Source organism: Chromobacterium sp., from assembly GCF_041912965.1.
In the GTDB taxonomy this organism is placed as follows: Bacteria; Pseudomonadota; Gammaproteobacteria; order Burkholderiales; family Chromobacteriaceae; genus Chromobacterium; species Chromobacterium aquaticum.
This window is the reverse complement of sequence record NZ_JAYSGF010000006.1, coordinates 61,983-78,903: the sequence shown is the minus strand read 5'-3', so window position 1 is coordinate 78,903 and position 16,921 is coordinate 61,983. Positions and strand designations below refer to the sequence as shown.

General features: G+C 66.7%; 12 protein-coding genes. 4 read left to right on the top strand and 8 right to left on the bottom strand.

Annotated features, from left to right (window positions below; translation table 11 throughout):
• The first annotated feature begins 191 nt into the window (after positions 1–191).
• Positions 192–1,370: an acetyl-CoA C-acetyltransferase gene (locus tag ACE3QM_RS04860; RefSeq protein WP_231461247.1), complete on the top strand. Its 1,179-nt coding sequence runs from the start codon at positions 192–194 to the stop codon at positions 1,368–1,370.
• Positions 1,371–1,441: 71 nt separating this feature from the next.
• Here the strand turns inward: ACE3QM_RS04860 and ACE3QM_RS04855 are convergent, their stop codons facing one another.
• Positions 1,442–1,807: a DOPA 4,5-dioxygenase family protein gene (locus ACE3QM_RS04855; protein WP_048410823.1), complete on the bottom strand. Its 366-nt coding sequence runs from the start codon at positions 1,805–1,807 to the stop codon at positions 1,442–1,444.
• 296 nt (positions 1,808–2,103) lie between these two features.
• The gene (locus tag ACE3QM_RS04850; RefSeq protein ID WP_231461246.1) at positions 2,104–2,298 is read right to left on the bottom strand and encodes a hypothetical protein; all 195 of its coding nucleotides are present in this window, start codon (positions 2,296–2,298) and stop codon (positions 2,104–2,106) included.
• Between the two features lie 129 nt (positions 2,299–2,427).
• Between ACE3QM_RS04850 and ACE3QM_RS04845 the strand changes: the two genes are divergently transcribed.
• Positions 2,428–4,215 (top strand): M24 family metallopeptidase, encoded by a 1,788-nt coding sequence (locus ACE3QM_RS04845; RefSeq protein WP_374420724.1) that lies wholly within the window; start codon positions 2,428–2,430, stop codon positions 4,213–4,215.
• A gap of 40 nt (positions 4,216–4,255) precedes the next feature.
• Positions 4,256–5,188: a LysR family transcriptional regulator gene (locus ACE3QM_RS04840; protein WP_048410846.1), complete on the top strand. Its 933-nt coding sequence runs from the start codon at positions 4,256–4,258 to the stop codon at positions 5,186–5,188.
• A gap of 199 nt (positions 5,189–5,387) precedes the next feature.
• Here the strand turns inward: ACE3QM_RS04840 and ACE3QM_RS04835 are convergent, their stop codons facing one another.
• The 6 genes from ACE3QM_RS04835 to ACE3QM_RS04810 form a co-directional block, all read right to left on the bottom strand.
• Entirely contained in the window at positions 5,388–6,359 is a 972-nt protein-coding gene (locus ACE3QM_RS04835) for a polysaccharide deacetylase family protein (protein ID WP_374420636.1), read from the bottom strand.
• Between the two features lie 26 nt (positions 6,360–6,385).
• Positions 6,386–7,093: an SDR family oxidoreductase gene (locus ACE3QM_RS04830; RefSeq protein ID WP_374420634.1), complete on the bottom strand. Its 708-nt coding sequence runs from the start codon at positions 7,091–7,093 to the stop codon at positions 6,386–6,388.
• Complete coding sequence (locus tag ACE3QM_RS04825) at positions 7,090–7,614, bottom strand: ester cyclase (RefSeq protein WP_374420632.1); 525 nt, start codon at positions 7,612–7,614, stop codon at positions 7,090–7,092. Before ACE3QM_RS04825 ends, ACE3QM_RS04830 begins: the two co-directional genes overlap by 4 nt.
• Before the next feature lie 329 nt (positions 7,615–7,943).
• Positions 7,944–9,386, bottom strand: coding sequence for a metalloprotease TldD (gene tldD / locus ACE3QM_RS04820; RefSeq protein WP_048408583.1), 1,443 nt, complete (start codon positions 9,384–9,386; stop codon positions 7,944–7,946).
• Positions 9,387–9,400: 14 nt separating this feature from the next.
• Positions 9,401–10,210 (bottom strand): carbon-nitrogen hydrolase family protein, encoded by an 810-nt coding sequence (locus ACE3QM_RS04815; RefSeq protein ID WP_374420630.1) that lies wholly within the window; start codon positions 10,208–10,210, stop codon positions 9,401–9,403.
• Positions 10,207–14,067 carry a YhdP family protein gene (locus ACE3QM_RS04810; protein WP_374420628.1) on the bottom strand — a complete coding sequence of 1,287 codons (3,861 nt, stop codon included), beginning with the start codon at positions 14,065–14,067 and terminating at the stop codon, positions 10,207–10,209. Before ACE3QM_RS04810 ends, ACE3QM_RS04815 begins: the two co-directional genes overlap by 4 nt.
• 57 nt (positions 14,068–14,124) lie before the next feature.
• On the opposite strand from ACE3QM_RS04810, the gene glnE reads away from it, so the two are divergent.
• Positions 14,125–16,821, top strand: coding sequence for a bifunctional [glutamate--ammonia ligase]-adenylyl-L-tyrosine phosphorylase/[glutamate--ammonia-ligase] adenylyltransferase (gene glnE / locus ACE3QM_RS04805; protein ID WP_374420626.1), 2,697 nt, complete (start codon positions 14,125–14,127; stop codon positions 16,819–16,821).
• The last annotated feature ends 100 nt before the right edge of the window (positions 16,822–16,921 follow it).

The following is a 16,921-nucleotide window of genomic DNA, read 5'->3' as shown; positions in this document are numbered from 1 at the left end:
GCCCTAGCTCGCGAGATCATAAACAGGCTCTAAGAAAAACGGTTCAAAGTCTGCCGCGCTTCGGCGGGATGCTTGGGCAAGGGATTGAAAGCCGCTTCGAAGCGCTTTAGCGGTCTCCCCGCCCCGCCGCCGGCGCGCTGGCCGGCACACCGACCTTCGCGGTCACATTGAAGAGAGAGACGGAGAAAAACATGGAAGTCGTGATTGTCGCAGCAACCCGCACCGCCATCGGCAGCTTTGGCGGCGCGCTGGCCAAGATCCCGGCCCCGGAATTGGGCGCCACCGTCATCAAATCGCTGCTGGCCAAAACCGGCCTGAAACCGGAAGACGTCAGCGAAGTCATCCTCGGCCAAGTGCTGACCGCCGGCAGCGGCCAGAACCCGGCGCGCCAGGCGCTGATCAAGGCCGGCCTGCCGGTCACCACCCCGGCCACCACCCTCAACGTGGTCTGCGGTTCCGGCCTGCGCGCCGTGCACCTGGGCGCCCAGGCCATCGCCAACGGCGACGCCGACATCGTCATCGCCGGCGGCCAGGAAAGCATGTCCTTGTCGCCGCACATCCTGCCCGGCTCGCGCGACGGCTTCCGCATGGGCAACGCCCAGCTGATCGACACCATGGTCAACGACGGCCTGACCGACGCCTACAATGCCTACCACATGGGCATCACCGCTGAAAACGTGGCGGAAAAGTACGGCATCGGCCGCGAAGAGCAGGATGCGCTGGCGCTGGCCTCGCAGCAACGCGCCGCCGCCGCGCAGCAAGCCGGCAAGTTCAAGGACGAGATCACGCCGGTGCTGGTGCCGCAGCGCAAGGGCGATCCGCTGGCCTTCGACAGCGACGAGTTCATCAAGCACGACGCCAGCGCCGAGGGCCTGGCCAAGTTGCGCGCCGCTTTCAAGAAGGAAGGCACCGTCACCGCCGGCAACGCTTCCGGCATCAATGACGGCGCCGCCGCGGTGCTGCTGATGTCGGCGCAGAAGGCGGACCAGCTGGGTCTGAAGCCGCTGGCCGCGATCAAGGGCTACGCGCTGACCGGCTGCGCGCCGGAAATCATGGGCATAGGCCCGGTGGCCGCCACCCGCAAGGCACTGGACAAGGCCGGCTGGACCGTGGAAGAGCTGGATTTGGTGGAAGCCAACGAAGCCTTCGCCGCCCAGGCGCTGGGCGTGGCGCGCGAACTGGGCTGGGGCCCGGACAAGGTCAACGTCAACGGCGGCGCCATCGCGCTGGGCCACCCGATCGGCGCCTCCGGCTGCCGCGTGCTGGTCACCCTGCTGCATGAAATGCAGCGTCGCGACGCCAAGAAGGGCCTGGCCACGCTGTGCATAGGCGGCGGCATGGGCGTGGCGCTGGCGGTGGAACGGCGCTAAAACCGGTACCCGTCAATCACAAAACCCACCGGCTCAGGCCGGTGGGTTTTGTTTTGGCCGCGCCCGTCGGACTAGCCCGAGCGCCCGTTGTCGCCGTGCTGGCGTAGAAAGTCCATGTTCAATTCCAGCGGCGCGCCCAGCCACATGGCGAAATCGCTGTGGTCCTCGACATCGTCGCCGGTCAGCGGATGCAACAACACGCTCAGCCCCTCCCGGTTCAGCATCAGCCACGGCACGATCTGGCCGAACAAGGCCGGTGCGAAAGCGATCTGATACGCGCCCACCGGATGCGGCCCGTAAGCCTGCTCGCGCCAGCGTCCCAATTCCACGGCAAAGCGCTGCGCCACCGCCTCGCGCAGCCGCCGCGCCGCGGCTTGCTGCGCCGTGTCGAAATACACATGGGCGTGATAACCCGCCGCCTCGATGGCTTGTTGCATCGCTTTCCCTTACCCCTGCCGCGCTCACTGCGGCCGGCCCCGAATAAAGCCAGTAAAGCTATCGTCTCCGCCGCAAAAAATCAAGAAGGCATATTTTGGCCGCGCGTGCATGCCTTCGCCCTGACTCAACGCAGCAAACAAAAACCTCCTGACCACAGCGGCAGGAGGTTTGGGCGATTGGCCGGCCCGCTGGCCGGCGTGGACGGTCGCATGGACCGTGAATGGAAACAGCGCACGGATCAAAATCAGCGAGGCGCTCAGCACATCAAGGCAGCCGCATCGCCGCGGCGCTCGCCTTAGTGAGGCACAATGATGGGCGCGCCATCCGGCCCGTGTTTCTTCTGATGCTTGGCTGCCCGTTTTTCCTTGGGCGTCAGCAACGGCTGTTTTTTGGCTTCCTTGCTGCTGTGTCTTGATTTACTCATGATCAGCTCCTTGGCGTGCATCGGCGGCGCCGATGCCGGCTCCAGTATAGACCTGTCGGCGGCCATCGTGCCGGCTCAAAAAATGACATGGCAATCATCAGCTATGCTCATACTCTTGCGCCCCGGTTTCATTAGCCACAGAATGCATGGCATACATCCCCCGGAGCCGGCATGAACACCCTCGCAACCCCGCAATTGGACACCATTCCGCAACGCATCGCCTCCTTGCGCGCCGCCATGAAGAACGCCGGCGTCGACGCCTGTCTGGTGCCCTCCTCGGACCCGCATCTGTCGGAATACCTGCCGGCGCGCTGGCAGGCCCGCCAATGGCTGTCCGGCTTCACCGGCTCCATGGGCACGCTGATCGTCACCCACAACTTCGCCGGCGTCTGGGCCGACAGCCGCTACTGGGTTCAAGCGGAGGCCGAATTGGCCGGCAGCGGCATCCAGTTGGTCAAGATCGTCAGCGCCGCCAGCGCCGATCACCTGGGCTGGATCGCCAAGACCCTGAGCACCGGCCAGACGCTGGCGGTGGACGGCGATTCGCTGGGCCTGGCCGCGGCCAAGGCGCTGCAAGCCGCGCTGGAGCAGGCCGGCGCCCGGCTGCGCACCGATCTGGACCTGATAGACGCCATCGACCCGCAGCGCCCGCCGCTGCCGGACGCGCCGGTCTATCAGCATGAACCGGCCTTCGCGCCGCAAAGCCGCGCCGACAAGCTGGCGCGCTTACGCGCCGCCATGGACGAGGCCGGCGCCGACTGGCACTTCCTGTCCACGCTGGACGACATCGCCTGGAGCTTCAATCTGCGCGGCAGCGACGTCAACTACAATCCGGTCTTCATCAGCCACGCGCTGCTGAGCCGTCAGCAGGCCACCCTCTTCGTCGGCGAAGGCAAGGTTTCCGCCGAGCTGCGCGCCCAACTGGCGGCCGACGGCGTCGAAGTGCGGCCTTACGCCCAGGCCAAGCCGGCGCTCGCCGCCTTGCCGGCCGGCGCCAGCCTGCTGCTGGACCCGCGCCGCGTGACCCTGGGCCTGCGCCAGGCGGTCAATCCGGCCGCCCGCGTGATCGAGGCGATCAATCCCAGCACCCTGTTCAAGTCCTGCAAGACGGAGGAAGAGGCCGCCCACATCCGCCGCGCGATGGAACAGGACGGCGCGGCGCTGTGCGAGTTCTTCGCCTGGTTCGAAGGCGAGGTCAACCGCAGCCGCGTCACCGAGCTGACCATAGACGAGGAAATCACCGCCGCGCGCGCGCGCCGGCCCGGCTTCGTGTCGCCCAGCTTCGGCACCATCGCCGGCTTCAACGCCAACGGCGCGCTGCCGCACTACCACGCCACCGCAGCCGCCCACAGCGACATCAAGGGCGACGGCCTGCTGCTGATAGACTCCGGCGGCCAATACCTGGGCGGCACCACCGACATCACCCGCGTGGTGGCGGTCGGCGCGCCGTCCGCCGAGCAGAAGCGCGACTTCACCCTGGTGCTGAAAGGCACCATAGGCCTGTCCATGGCCCATTTCCCGCGCGGCACCCTGTCGCCTATGCTGGACGCGCTGGCGCGCGCGCCGCTGTGGCAGCAGGACATCGACTTCGGCCACGGCACCGGCCACGGCGTCGGCTATTTCCTCAATGTGCACGAAGGCCCGCAAAGCATTTCCCGCGCGGTGCCGGACGCCAATATGGCGATGCAGGAAGGCATGGTCACCTCGATCGAACCCGGCGTCTATCGCCCGGGCCGCTGGGGTGTGCGCATCGAGAACCTGGTGCTGAACGTGGCCTCGTCGCAGAACGAGTTCGGCGACTTCCTGCGCTTCGAAACCTTGACCCTGTGCCCCATCGACACCCGCTGCCTGGACTTCAACCTGCTGTCCCGCGCCGAGATGGACTGGCTGAACCAATACCACGAGGAAGTGCGCGCGCGCTTGCTGCCGCTGGTGGACAGCGCGGCGCGCGAATGGCTGCTGGCCAATACCGAAACCATTTAAACCCCTCCCCGCCCGGGCGCAGCCGCGCCCGGCCATGCTCATGCTCGATCGACTCAACGACCTACGCCTCTTCCTCGACGCCGCCCAGCTGGGCAGCTTCTCCGCCGCCGGCCGCAAGCAAGGCCTGTCCCCCGCCGCCGCCAGCGCCTGCATCCAGCGGCTTGAGGCCGCGCTGGACAGCCGGCTGTTCCAGCGCACCACCCGCCAGCTGCGGCTGACCGAGGCCGGCGAAGTGTTCCGCGACCACTGCCAGCGCGCGCTGGACACCCTGCAGCAAGGCCAGGACCGGCTGCAGCGCGAGCAGCGCGAACTCAGCGGCCTGATCCGGCTGTCGGCGCCTTCGGACCTGGGCCGCCACGCCTTGCTGGACTGCCTGGACGAATTCCGCCGCCTGCACCCGGCGGTGCATTTCGCCTTGCAGCTGGACGACACCCCGGCCGACTTGATCGGCGAGGACATCGACATCGCCATCCGCTACGGCCAGCCGGCGGACAGCGGCCTGATCGCGCGCGAACTGGCCGCCAGCCGCCGCGTGGTCTGCGCCGCGCCGGCGCTGCTGGCGCGCACCGGCATGCCCAGCCATCCGCGGCAATTGACCGAACTGCCGACGCTGACCCTGGTCACCGGCGACGGCCCGATGCACGAATGGCCTTATCGTGAGCACGGCCAGCGCCGCGCGCTGCGGCTGGAGCGCGCGCAGCAGAGCAACGACGGCGAGGTCATCCGCCGCTGGGCGCTGCAAGGCCAGGGCTTCGCCTACAAATCGCTGCTGGACATCACCGACGATCTGCGCCAGGGCCGCCTGCTCACGGTGCTGGACGAATACTTCACCGACAGCGCGCCGCTGCACCTGCTCTACCCCGGCCAGCGCGGCCAACCGCTGCGCATCCGCCGGCTGATCGACTTCCTGCGCGAGCGGCTGTCGACGCTGCCGGCCACCGCCCTGCTGCCGGAGGCCGGCGCCCAATTGTAAGCACCTGTTTACGATCTGCTGCGCGTCGGCGATACGGCGTTGAAAACGCTTTCAGAATGCTCATGTACCACCTGTACATTCCGCTTCTTCAACCGTTTTCGCCTTGTCTCGCCTTAGCTCGCGAGATCGTAAACAGGTTCTAAGAAAACCGCGGCGCGGCCAATGGCCGTCCCGCGGTTTGGGAACGCGACTCAAGAACTCAGTCCGCCGGCACCTTGTCCGCCTGCAAGGCGTAGCGCGCGATCTCATCCTTGCGCATGAAGGCGACGCCAGCATGGCCCTGCGCATAGCGGATGAACTGCTCCAGCGCCTTGACCCGCGCCGGCGAGCCGGAAATGCGGTCGTGGGTGCTGATCGACATCATCCGCCGCCGCGAACCCGCCTCGGCGTAGAGCACGTCGAATTCGGCCTTCAGGTCCGACAGATAAGCCTCATTGCTCAACGCCGGCGAATCGAAACGCACGATGTCGTTGTTGCGCAAGGTATAGGGCACCACCACGAACGGCTTGCCCTTGACCGCCACCGTGAACGGCTCGTCGCGGCTGACGTTGTCGATGTGATAGAGAAAGCCCAGCTGCTGCAGAATGCTCAGGGTATTGGGCGTGCCGCGCAGCCAGAAGGCGTTGAAGCCCACCGGCCGCGTGCCGGTGGCGCGCTCGATGCTGGCGATATTGGCGCTGTAGGCCGCCAGTTCCTGCTCCGGCGTCATCGGGTATTGTGGCTCCCAGGTTTGGCCGTGCGCCGCCGCCTCGTGGCCACGCGCCACGATCTCGCGCGCCAGCCGCGGGCTGCGGTCCACCGCCTGCCCCACCATGTGCGAAGTCACCTTGACCCCGGTGCGGTCCCACAAATCCAGCAACCGCGGAATGCCCTCCTTCACGCCATAGTCGTACCAGCTTTGCATCGGCAGATCCGCGTACTTGGGGTCCAGCGGCGGAAACGGCCCACTGGCGCCGCGCTCCGGCTGCGCGCCGGCCTCGAACTGCATGGAAATCGAAATCGCCAGGCGGGCGCCATTCGGCCAGAAAGCGCCGTCGCTTGTTGAAGTTGCCGTCATCTTGCTTGCTCCTGTCGCCGCCAGCGCCGCGCCGTGCGCCAGCATCAGCGCGGTACTGCCCGCGGCCGCGCCGGCCAGGAACTGGCGACGATTGATGGGTAGGGTATCGGACATCTCGAGTCCTCTCTCTTGGGGCGGGCCTACAACAAGGCCCCACCCTCCACGTCCAGCACCGCGCCAGTGATGAAGCCGTTGGCCATCGCCAGCAGATAGGCTTGCGCCAATTCCCGCGGCTGACCGACGCGGCCGACGGGCAGGCCCTGGCCGATGCGGGCCAGCGTCGCCTGACGCGCGGCCGAGCCGGCCTCGCCCCATAGCTCGGTGTCCACCACGCCGGGGCTGACCACGTTGACGCGGCGCGGCGCCAGCTCCTTGGCCAGATTCTTGGCCGCCGCCTCCAGCGCGGCGTTGACCGTGCTTTTCAGCAGGCCGCCGCTGGAGAATTTGCGCGCCAACAGGCCGGAGGTGAAGGTCACCGACGCCCGCTCCGCCAGATAGGGCAAGGCCTCGCGCAGCGCCAGCAGGCTACCGAACAGCTTGACGTCGAAAGTCTGCCGCAAGGCCTCCTCGCTCAACTCGGCCAAGGCCGGCGCGCCGACCCGGGCGCCTGCGGTCAGCACCAGGTGATCGATGCGGCCGATGTCGGCGAAGGCCCGGGCCAATGCCCGGCTGTCGGTAATGTCCGCCTGTATACCTTCGCGATCCGCCTCGGATTGGGCGCTACGTCCCAGCACATAGACCCTCGCGCCGGCCGCCACGGCCGCGTCCGCCACCGCTCGACCGATGCCGGAGCCGCCGCCCAGCACCGCCACGACCTGGCCGTGGAAAGAAAAGGCCGCCGCGCTCATGGCTTCACCACGCCCAATTGCTGCATCAGGGTCAGATTGTCTTCCAGGTGCCAGTTCTCGGCGATGCGGCCGTTCTTGACGCGGTACAGGTCGAAGGCCTGGAACTCCACCGGTTGGCCCTGGCCTTGCACATCGCCGAAGCGGCCGCTGAAATGGCCCTGGAAATGCAGGCGCAGCGCGACGCGGTCGCCGGCCAGCACCATATCGGTGACGTCCACCTTCAAATCCGGCACCGCGGCACGGAACTGGCGCGAAGCCTGCAAGGGCCCGGCCACGCCCTGCTGACGGCCGGCGGGCAGAGTGCGGTCGATGAAGTCGGGGTCCAGCGCCAGCTCGGCGTAGCGCGGATCGCCGCTGTTCCAGAATGCCGCGTAGCGCAATGCGGCCAGTTTCACCGCCGCCACGCTGCCGGCCGGGCGGTCCGCCCACACCCGTGCCGGCTGCGGCAGGTTTTCCGCCGCGCCGGCGAAGGCCGTGCTCAAGGCCAGGCCAAAGCCCAGCGCCAAGGTCAAAGCTTTCATCATCGTCTCCCGATTGCGGCGTCGCCAACACGGCGACACCGGACCAGCGCATTGTGTCGCCGCCCAAGGAATTTGATAATTGGCTTTAAATTTGGATGATCTGCTTGTTCAATTTGAAAATAGACCCAAAAAAAAGGCGAAGCTCCAGCGCTTCGCCTTTCTCAAAGAACCTGTTTACATAGGTTCTTTGAGCCTGTTCAAAGTCTCGCGAGCAAGAGCGAGACAAGGCGAAAACGAGTGAAAAAGCGGAATGTACAAGTGGTACATGAGCATTTTGAGCTCGTTTTCAACGCCGTATCGCCGAAGCGCAGCAGACTTTGAACAGGTTCTTAGCCGCCGGTGCCGCCCACGGTCAGCCCTCCGTCTATGCGCAGCGTGGGCTGGCCCACGCCCACCGGCACGCTCTGGCCTTCCTTGCCGCAGACGCCGACGCCCTGATCCAGCTGCAAATCATTGCCTATCATGCTGACGTAGTTGAGCACGTCCGGCCCGTTGCCTATCAGGGTGGCGCCCTTGACCGGGTAGCTGAGCTTGCCGTTTTCGATGCGCCAGGCTTCCGACGCCGAAAACACGAACTTGCCGCTGGTGATGTCCACCTGGCCGCCGCCGAAATTGACCGCGTACAAGCCGTCCTTGACCGAGGCGATGATTTCCTGCGGATCGTGCTGGCCGGCCAGCATATAGGTATTGGTCATCCGCGGCATCGGGATGTGGGCGTAGGACTCGCGACGGCCGTTGCCGGTGGCGCCCACCTGCATCAGGCGCGAATTCATCGCATCCTGCATATAGCCCTTGAGCACGCCATCCTCGATCAGCACGGTGCGCTGAGTGGGATTGCCCTCGTCGTCTATCGCCAGCGAGCCGCGCCGCTCCTCCATCACCCCGTCGTCCACCACCGTGACGCCCTTCGCCGCCACCCGCTGGCCGATCTTGCCGGAAAAGGCCGAAGTGCCCTTGCGGTTGAAATCGCCTTCCAGGCCATGACCTATCGCCTCGTGCAACAACACGCCGGGCCAGCCCGACCCCAGCACCACGGTCATCTGGCCGGCCGGCGCCGGCCGCGAATCCAGATTGGTCAGCGCCTGATGCACCGCCTGGCGCGCATAGCGCTCCAGCACCTCGTCGTCGAAGTAGGCCAGGTCGAAGCGGCCGCCGCCGCCGCTGGAGCCCTGCTCGCGGCGGCCGTTTTGTTCGGCGATCACCAACACCGACAGCCGCACCAACGGCCGCACGTCGGCGGCGCGCACGCCGTCGTGGCGCGCCACGTAGACCACATCGTATTCGCTGGCCATGCCGGCCATCACCTGGATCACCCGCGGGTCCAAGGCGCGGGCCATCCGCTCCACTTTTTCCAGCAAGGCCACCTTGGCCGCCGCTTCCAGGCTGTGACACGGGTCCAGCGCCGGATACAGCGGCTTGGGCGCGCGCAGGGTCTGCGCGCCGGCGGAACCGTCGCCGCCCGCCTGGCCGATGGCGCGCACCGCGTCGGCGGAGCGGCTCAGGGCCTCCAGGCTGATGGCGTCGGAATAGGCGAAGGCGGTCTTGTCGCCGGCCACCGCGCGCACGCCCACGCCTTGATCGATGCTGAAGCTTCCGGACTTGACGATGCCCTCTTCCAGGCTCCAGGCCTCGCTGCGGGTGTATTGAAAATAGAGGTCGGCGTAGTCGATGGCGTGGTGGCGCATGCGCGCCAGCGTGGCTTCCAAAGCCGCCTCGTCCAGACCGTAAGGCTTGAGCAGCAGGCTGTCTGCCGCGGAGAAAGCATCTTGCATAGTGTCGGGTTCTTTCACGCGAGTACGCGGTGCGCCAGCGCCGGCAGGCGGGTGCGCACCGACTGGATCAATGTCGGGTCGATTTCGGCGAGGATCACGCCCTCGCCCTTGTCTATTTCGGCCAGCACGCGGCCCCAGGGATCGATGATCATCGAATGCCCGTGGGTCTTGCGGCCGTTGTCGTGTTCTCCGCCCTGCGCCGAGGCCAGCACATAGCTCTGATTCTCTATCGCGCGCGCGCGCAGCAAGGGCTCCCAATGCGCCTCGCCGGTGGTGGCGGTGAAGGCCGCCGGCAAAATCATCAGATCATAGGGCGACAACTGGCGGAACAGCTCGGGAAAGCGCAGATCGTAGCAGATGCCGAAGGCCATCTCGGCGAAGCCCAGGTCCGCTTTCACCGGCTGCTCGCCCGGACGGATGGTGTTGGATTCGCAATAACTCTCGCCCAGGCCGGAGAAGCCGAACAGATGGATCTTGTCGTAGCGCGCGCGCACCTCGCCGTCCGGGTCGAACAGCAAGGTGGTGTTCAACACCCGCTGCGGCTCCGGGCTGCGCAGTGGCACGGTGCCGGCGGCCAGCCACACGCGGTTCTCCCGCGCCATCCGCGCCAGCGCCTGCTGGATGGGACCGTCGCCATAGGCTTCGCACACGGCCACCTTGTCGGTTTCCTGCCGTCCCATCAGGCAAAAATACTCGGGCAGGACCACCAGCCGCGCGCCCTGGGCCGCGGCTTCCGCCACCCAATGCGCGGCGCGGCGCACATTGGCGTCCACGTCGGAGCCGGACACCATCTGCACCGCCGCCGCCAAAAATTTCTGCTTCATGGTTTTCCCCCTTTGTTCTGCTGTATCGGACCGATCGCGGTGCGCACCACCTTGGGATCGCGCAGTGAGCCGCTCACTTCGTAATCCACCGACAGGATGCGGCCCACCGGATCGCGCAGCACTTTCTGCGCCGCCAGCGTGGCGATGCCCACCACCGGATTGAGCAGGGCCGCGCCCGCCGCCAGCGCCACGCTCTCAGCCAAGCGCGGCAGCACATGCACCTTCAAGGCCTGGCTCTCCTTGCCCAGATCCAGCACTCCGGAAATCGTCACTTCCGCGCCCGGCCCCTTCATCTCCACCTTGGGGGAGGTGAACAGGCCGTTGCGCGCCTGCGCCTCGCCCTTGAGGGTGTCGAAGGCGAAACCGTCGCTGAACACATCGGTGAAGTCCAGGCGGATGCGGCGCGGCAGCGACTGCAGGCTGAGCGCGCCCAAAAGCTTGACCACGCCCGGGTCCACCTTGGCGAAGCGTCCATCCTTGAAGTCTAGCGCCAATTCGCCGGACACTTTGGCCAAATCCAGATCCCCCAGGCCGCCGGGCCAATTCAAGCGGCCGCTGAGCGTGCCCTGGCCGTTGCGGAAAATCTCGCCCTGGCCCAGCCGCGTCAGCAGCTTGCCGGCATCGCTGACATTCAGTTCGAAACGGGCGTCGACATTGCCGGCGCCGCGCGCGTCCGAACGCACCGTGGCCTTCAGCGTGCCGTCGTTGGTGGTCAGCCGCAGCGGGGCCATCTGCCAGACACTGCCGTCGCGGCGCGCCTCCAGCTCCAGCCGGCCCACCGAGCGTCCTTGCAGCACCAGTTCGCCGACGCGCACCTTCATGTCCGGCAATTTGCGGTTCAGCATCGACGCCTCGTCCGTCGCCTTGCTGTCAGCCGCGCCCTCCTTCTTGTCCGCCGGCAGGCTCAAGGCCAGCCGGCTGAGATTGGCCTGCAGCAGGCCGTCGCCTTCCGGCCGATAACTGGCATCGCCGCTCATCTCATTGGAACGCAGCTGTATGGTCCAGGCCTTGGACAATTCGCGGTTGCCCAGCTTGGCGTTCACCTTATGCAGGCTCAGGCCGGGCAACACCAGCTCCGGCGTATCCAGTTCCAGCTGCACCGCCGGCAGCGCCGCTGGCTCTCCGCTCGCGGATTGAGCGCCGTCGGCCAGCTTCAGCCAATCCTCCAGCACCACCTTGGGCTGCGCCACCCGCACCGCCAATCCAGTCGCCACCGGCTCTCCCGGCGCGCGGCCGACGCCCAGCGCGCCGGCTTGCAACTCGCCGTGCTCGTCCAACCGCAAGCGGCCGCTGAGCATGCCGTCCAGGCTGAACTCCAGCCGCTGGGTCTGGACGCCGCGCATCTGCTGCGGCCGCAGCTGCAATTGCAAAGGCAGCGCCGCGGCGGCGGCCTTGGCCAGCGGCGCTGGCAAATCGAAGCCGGTGCCTTGCAGATCCGAGCTCACGGCCAAGCTTTCCAGGCCCTGCTTGACGACGAACTGCGCGCGATAGCCTGACTTGCCCGCCGCCCGCGGCGCCAGCGCCGGCAGATATTGTTGCAACACTTGGCGCGAATCGGCCTGGCCGGTCAGTTCGAAACGCATGCGCTTATCGACGCCGGTATTGGCCTTCAGCTGGAACGGCCCGCCAAAGCCGACGAACTGCAGGCCGGGACTGTCCACGCCGCGCTCGGTAAAGGTCAGCCGGCCGCGCGTCTTGCTCAGCGGCGGAATCGGCAGGGACTTGAAGCGCAGCGCGTTGTCGGCGAAGTGAAGATCGCCGCGCACCGCCACGCCTTGCTCTCCGGCCAGCGGTATCGTCAATTTCAGATCAAGGCTGGCGTCGCCGCCGGCCTCGATCTGGCCGGTGAAGCCGTCCAGCCAACCATCCACCGGGCTTTGGGTGGTGAAGGCCAGCATGCGCTGCAGGCGATCGGCCGCGCGGCCCTCCACCGTCAGCATGGGCACCTCGGCGCCCAGATGGGCGATCACCGCCTTGACGCCACTCAGCGGCACGCCCACGGTGCTGGCATGGCGCGCGTTCACTTCCATGCGCTCATTGTGGAACAGCAATTGGGCATCAATGTCGTCAATGCGCGGCCAGCCCGGCTGATAGCTGAGACGCGCGCGCTCCACTTCGGCTTCCACCAGAAACTCGCCGCCCTTGCCGCCGACGAAGGGAAACTGCTCCAGATCGCCGCGCAGCTTCATTGTCGCCTGGCGCAGCTGCCCGCCCTGTAGCGCCTGGCGCAGCCAGCGCATGGTGTGTTCGCCGACCTCGGTCGGCAGATAATCCACCACCCTGGCCGCCGGCACCCCGGCGATGCTGGCGCGCAAATCGGCGACGCCGGCGCCTTCGCCCTGATGGCGGTAACTGCCCTGCAGGCTGCCGGACAGCTCGGCGTTGGAGAAATCGACCCGGCGGAAATCCAAGGTCACGGCCTGTCCCTGCCGCTGCCAGCCCACATCGGCGGTCAGCTTGTCGAAAGCCAGCGGCGCGACGAACACCGAGGGATAGCTGACCTGGGACTTGCCGGTGTCCAGCTGCAGCCGGCCGCCGTTTTCGTCGAAGTTGATCGCGCCGCTGACGCCAGCCACGCCGGGCAGGCCATCGAAAGGCTGCCAGGCCAGTTTCTCGAAGCGGGACTTGAGCTTGAACGCCTTGGGAGCTTCCAGCGCGCCCTTCCAGCTGACGGTCAGGTCGCGCAAGGCGCCGCTGGGCGAGAAACGCGCGAACAGCGGGTTGCGATCGGCGCCCAGCGCGTGAATGAAGGGGGTCAGATGACCTAGATCGACATTGTCCAGCGTCAGCTGGCCGAAACCCTGCGCGCCATAGCGCCACTCGCCGTCGATATTGGAGTTGTCGAAGGCCAGGCCGCTGGCGCTGGCCAGGGTGAGCCGGCTGGCCTTGACCTTGTAGCTGCCACTGAGTTGGCGCGTCAGCTGCAATTCGCCCTGCAACCGCGGCAGCACCAATTCATGCGAATCCGGCGGCGTGTACGCTGCGTCGTGGACATTGACATTGGCGGTCAGCCCATCGATGGCGCCGTCGGAGAAGGACATCTCCACCGTGCCACTGCCCTCGCCGCTGCGCAGCATGCCCAATTGCTGCAGATAACGCGTCCACGAGCCCACCTTGGCGCCGTCCAGCGCCACCTTGAGCGAGCCCGACCACTGCTGCCAGGCGGCGATGTCGTCGCCGCGCCAGGACGCAGTCAGATCAAAGCCCTTGCCCAAGGACGCCGCCGGCTGGCCCGACAGCTTCAGGTTGTGACCGAGCAGGCCGGCGCTCAGCTTGAGCTGGCCCTGGCTCAGGTCCAGCCGCGGCAGGCCCAGCAGCTCATCCTGCCAGCTCAGCCGCGCATCGCTGATTTCCAGGCTGGGCTGACGCAGCAGCCAATTGCCCAGGCCGCTGTCGGACGGGCCGGAAGTCAGATCGAAACCGTTCAGATAGATCACGCCCTGGCGCGAGCGCAGCAGCTCCACCGTCGGCCCCTTGACCACCACGCTGGCCAGCCGCGGCTCCAAGGCCAGCAAGGAACGCCACGACGGCTCCAGCGATACCTGGCGCAAGGTCAGCGCCTTGCCGTCCTGCGGATTGGCGATGGTGACGCCGCCCAGCTCGAAACGCGGCCCCACGGTCAGCCACTCGCCGGACAAGGCCGCCACCTGCACCGGCCGTCCCAGCGACTGGCTCAGATAGCGCTCCAGCGGCTGGCGAAACTGGGCCAGATTGGGCAGCACCCAGAAAGTGAACGCGCAGAACGCTACCAGCAGCAGCGTCAAGGCGGCGGCGATGGCCATTCCCAACAGCGCACAGGTCCGTTTCAGGACCTTGATCACATGGATATGGGACAGAACGGAGAAGAGCTTTTCCAAATGCGGCAAACCGTTACAATGTGGCCATCAAGAATTGACATGCCGTAGAGGCCTATTATGCCAGCAAACACGGCCGCTGCCATTGCCCGCAGCCGCGAGTTCTCCCACTATCTGCAGCGTTTGCTGACCGCCCGCCCCGAGGAGCTGAAGCGGCTGCAAGCCCGGCTAGGCCAGCCTTTTGACGCGGCTGAGATGGAAGCCTTCGCCGACTGGCAGGCGCTGAGCGACGCCGAAGGGCTGGCGCCGGCGCTGCGGCGGCTGCGCCAGGCGGTGGTGGCGCGGCTGATCTGCCGCGACCTCAACGGCCTGGCAAGCCTGGACGAGGTGGTGTCCACCGTCAGCGCGCTGGCCGATTTCGCCGTAGAACGGGCGCTGGCCTCGGCGCGCGCCGGCCTCGCCCACTACGGCCAGCCGATAGGCGAGGATAGCGGCGAGGTCCAGCAGTTGATCGTCATCGGCATGGGCAAGCTGGGCGGCGGCGAGCTCAACGTCAGCTCCGACATCGACCTGATCTTCATCTACCCCGAGAGCGGCGACACCGACGGCGGCCACCATGGCGGCCGCAGCATCAGCAACCACGAATACTTCACTCAGATGGGCAAGAAGCTGATCGCCCTGCTCAACGACGTCACCGCCGACGGCCAGGTGTTCCGCGTCGACATGCGGCTGCGGCCCTACGGCGATTCCGGCCCGCTGGCGATGAGTTTCGCCGCGCTGGAAAACTACCTGCTGAGCCAGGGCCGGGAATGGGAGCGCTACGCCTGGATCAAGGCCAGGGCGCTCAGCGGCGACGCGGCGGCGCTGGCCGACATGGCCCGGCCCTTCATCTACCGCAAATACCTGGACTACAGCGCCTACGGCGCGATGCGTGAACTGCATGCGCAGATTCGCCGCGAAGTGGCGCGCCGCGACATGGCCGACAACATCAAGCTGGGGCCCGGCGGCATCCGCGAAGTGGAGTTCATCGCCCAAGTGTTCCAGCTGATACGCGGCGGCCGCGACCGCAGCCTGCAACTGCGCGGCACTCGCGAAACGCTGCGCCGGCTGGGCGAACTGCGGCTGCTGGAGCCCGCCGCCGTCACCGAGCTGCTCGAGGCCTATGCCTTTCTGCGCAATCTGGAACACCGGCTGCAATATCTGGACGATCAACAAACCCAAACCTTGCCCAGCGGCGCCGACAACCGCGCCCGCATCGCCGCCAGCATGGGCTGCGCCGACTGGGAACAGTTCATGAATCGGCTCAACCAGCAGCGCCGCAAGGTCACCCGCCACTTCGAGCAAGTGTTCATCCTGCCCACCGAGGGCGCCGCCGATCATCCGCTCTCCGAGCTGTGGCTGGACATCGCCGACTGCCTGCCGGTGGAAAAACTGCAAGCGCTGGGCTTCTCTGAACCGGAACAAGTGGCGCGCCAGTTACAAAGCCTGGCCCAGGGACAGCGCTACCAGCAGATGCCGCTGAACGGCCGCAAGCAGTTCGACCAATTGATGCCAGCGCTGATCGAGGTCGCTTCCCGCTTCGACAACGCCGACGCCACGCTGGCGCGCATCATCGCGCTGATGGAAGCGATCAGCCGCCGCGCCTCCTACCTGGCGCTGCTGACCGAATACCCGCAGACCCTGCAGCGGCTGGCCTCGCTCTACTCGTCCAGCGCCTGGGTCTCCGGCTATCTGACCCGCCACCCGATACTGCTGGACGAACTGCTGGACGCGCGCGTGCTCTACGCCACGCCGGACTGGCCGCAGCTGGAAGCACAGCTGGAACAGCAACTGAGCCAGGCCCACGGCGACGTGGAAGCCAAGATGGACGCGCTGCGCCATTTCCAACACGCGCAATCCTTCCGCCTGGTGGCGCAAGACCTGGCCGGCATGTGGACGGTGGAGGCGCTGTCCGACCAACTGTCGCTGCTCGCCGACATCGTGCTGGCGGCCACGCTGCGCCACGCCTGGCTGGACATCCCCAGCCGCCACTGCGACACGCCGCGCTTCGCCATCATCGGTTACGGCAAGCTGGGCGGCAAAGAACTGGGCTACGCCTCGGACCTGGACCTGATCTTCCTCTACGACGACGAACATCCGGACGCCGCCGAGCTGTACTCGCGGCTGGCGCGCAAGATGTCCACCTGGCTGACCAGCGCCACCGCCGCCGGCGTGCTCTACGACATCGACCTGCGGCTGCGCCCCAACGGCGCCAGCGGCCTGCTGGTCAGCTCGGTCAACGCCTTCCGTCAGTATCAGGAGCAGCAGGCCTGGGTTTGGGAACACCAGGCGCTGACCCGCGCCCGCTACGTGGCCGGCGACGCCGAAGTCGGCGCCCAGTTCGAGCAGGAGCGCCACGCCATCCTGACCCGCAGGCGCGATCTCTCCACGCTGCGCGATGAAGTGCTGGCGATGCGCCAGCGCATGCTGGACAGCCACCCCGCCCGCGATGAAGACCCCAAGAACGCGCGCGGCGGCATCATAGACATCGAATTCCTGGTCCAATACCTGATTCTGGCCCACGCCCACGCGCTGCCGGCGCTGACCGCCAACGCCGGCAATATCGCGCTGCTGGCCACCGCCGCCGAAGCCGGGTTGATCCCCGCCGCCGACGCCGAAGCCGCGCGCGACGCCTACCGCCACTACCGCCGGCTGCAGCACTCCGCCCGGCTCAACGAACGCCAGACCGTGGCGCCGGACGCCGCCTTGCTGGAGGACTACAGCCAATGCCGAGCGTTGTGGCAACGCGTATTCGAGCAAGCGCTCAATTTTTCCTGACAAACGGTTCACAGCGTCATGGCGGCGAGATAAACTCATTGGATAAGGCCGGACCGCATCCGGCCCAACCCGCAAAACGAAAACACAATATTGGAGAACA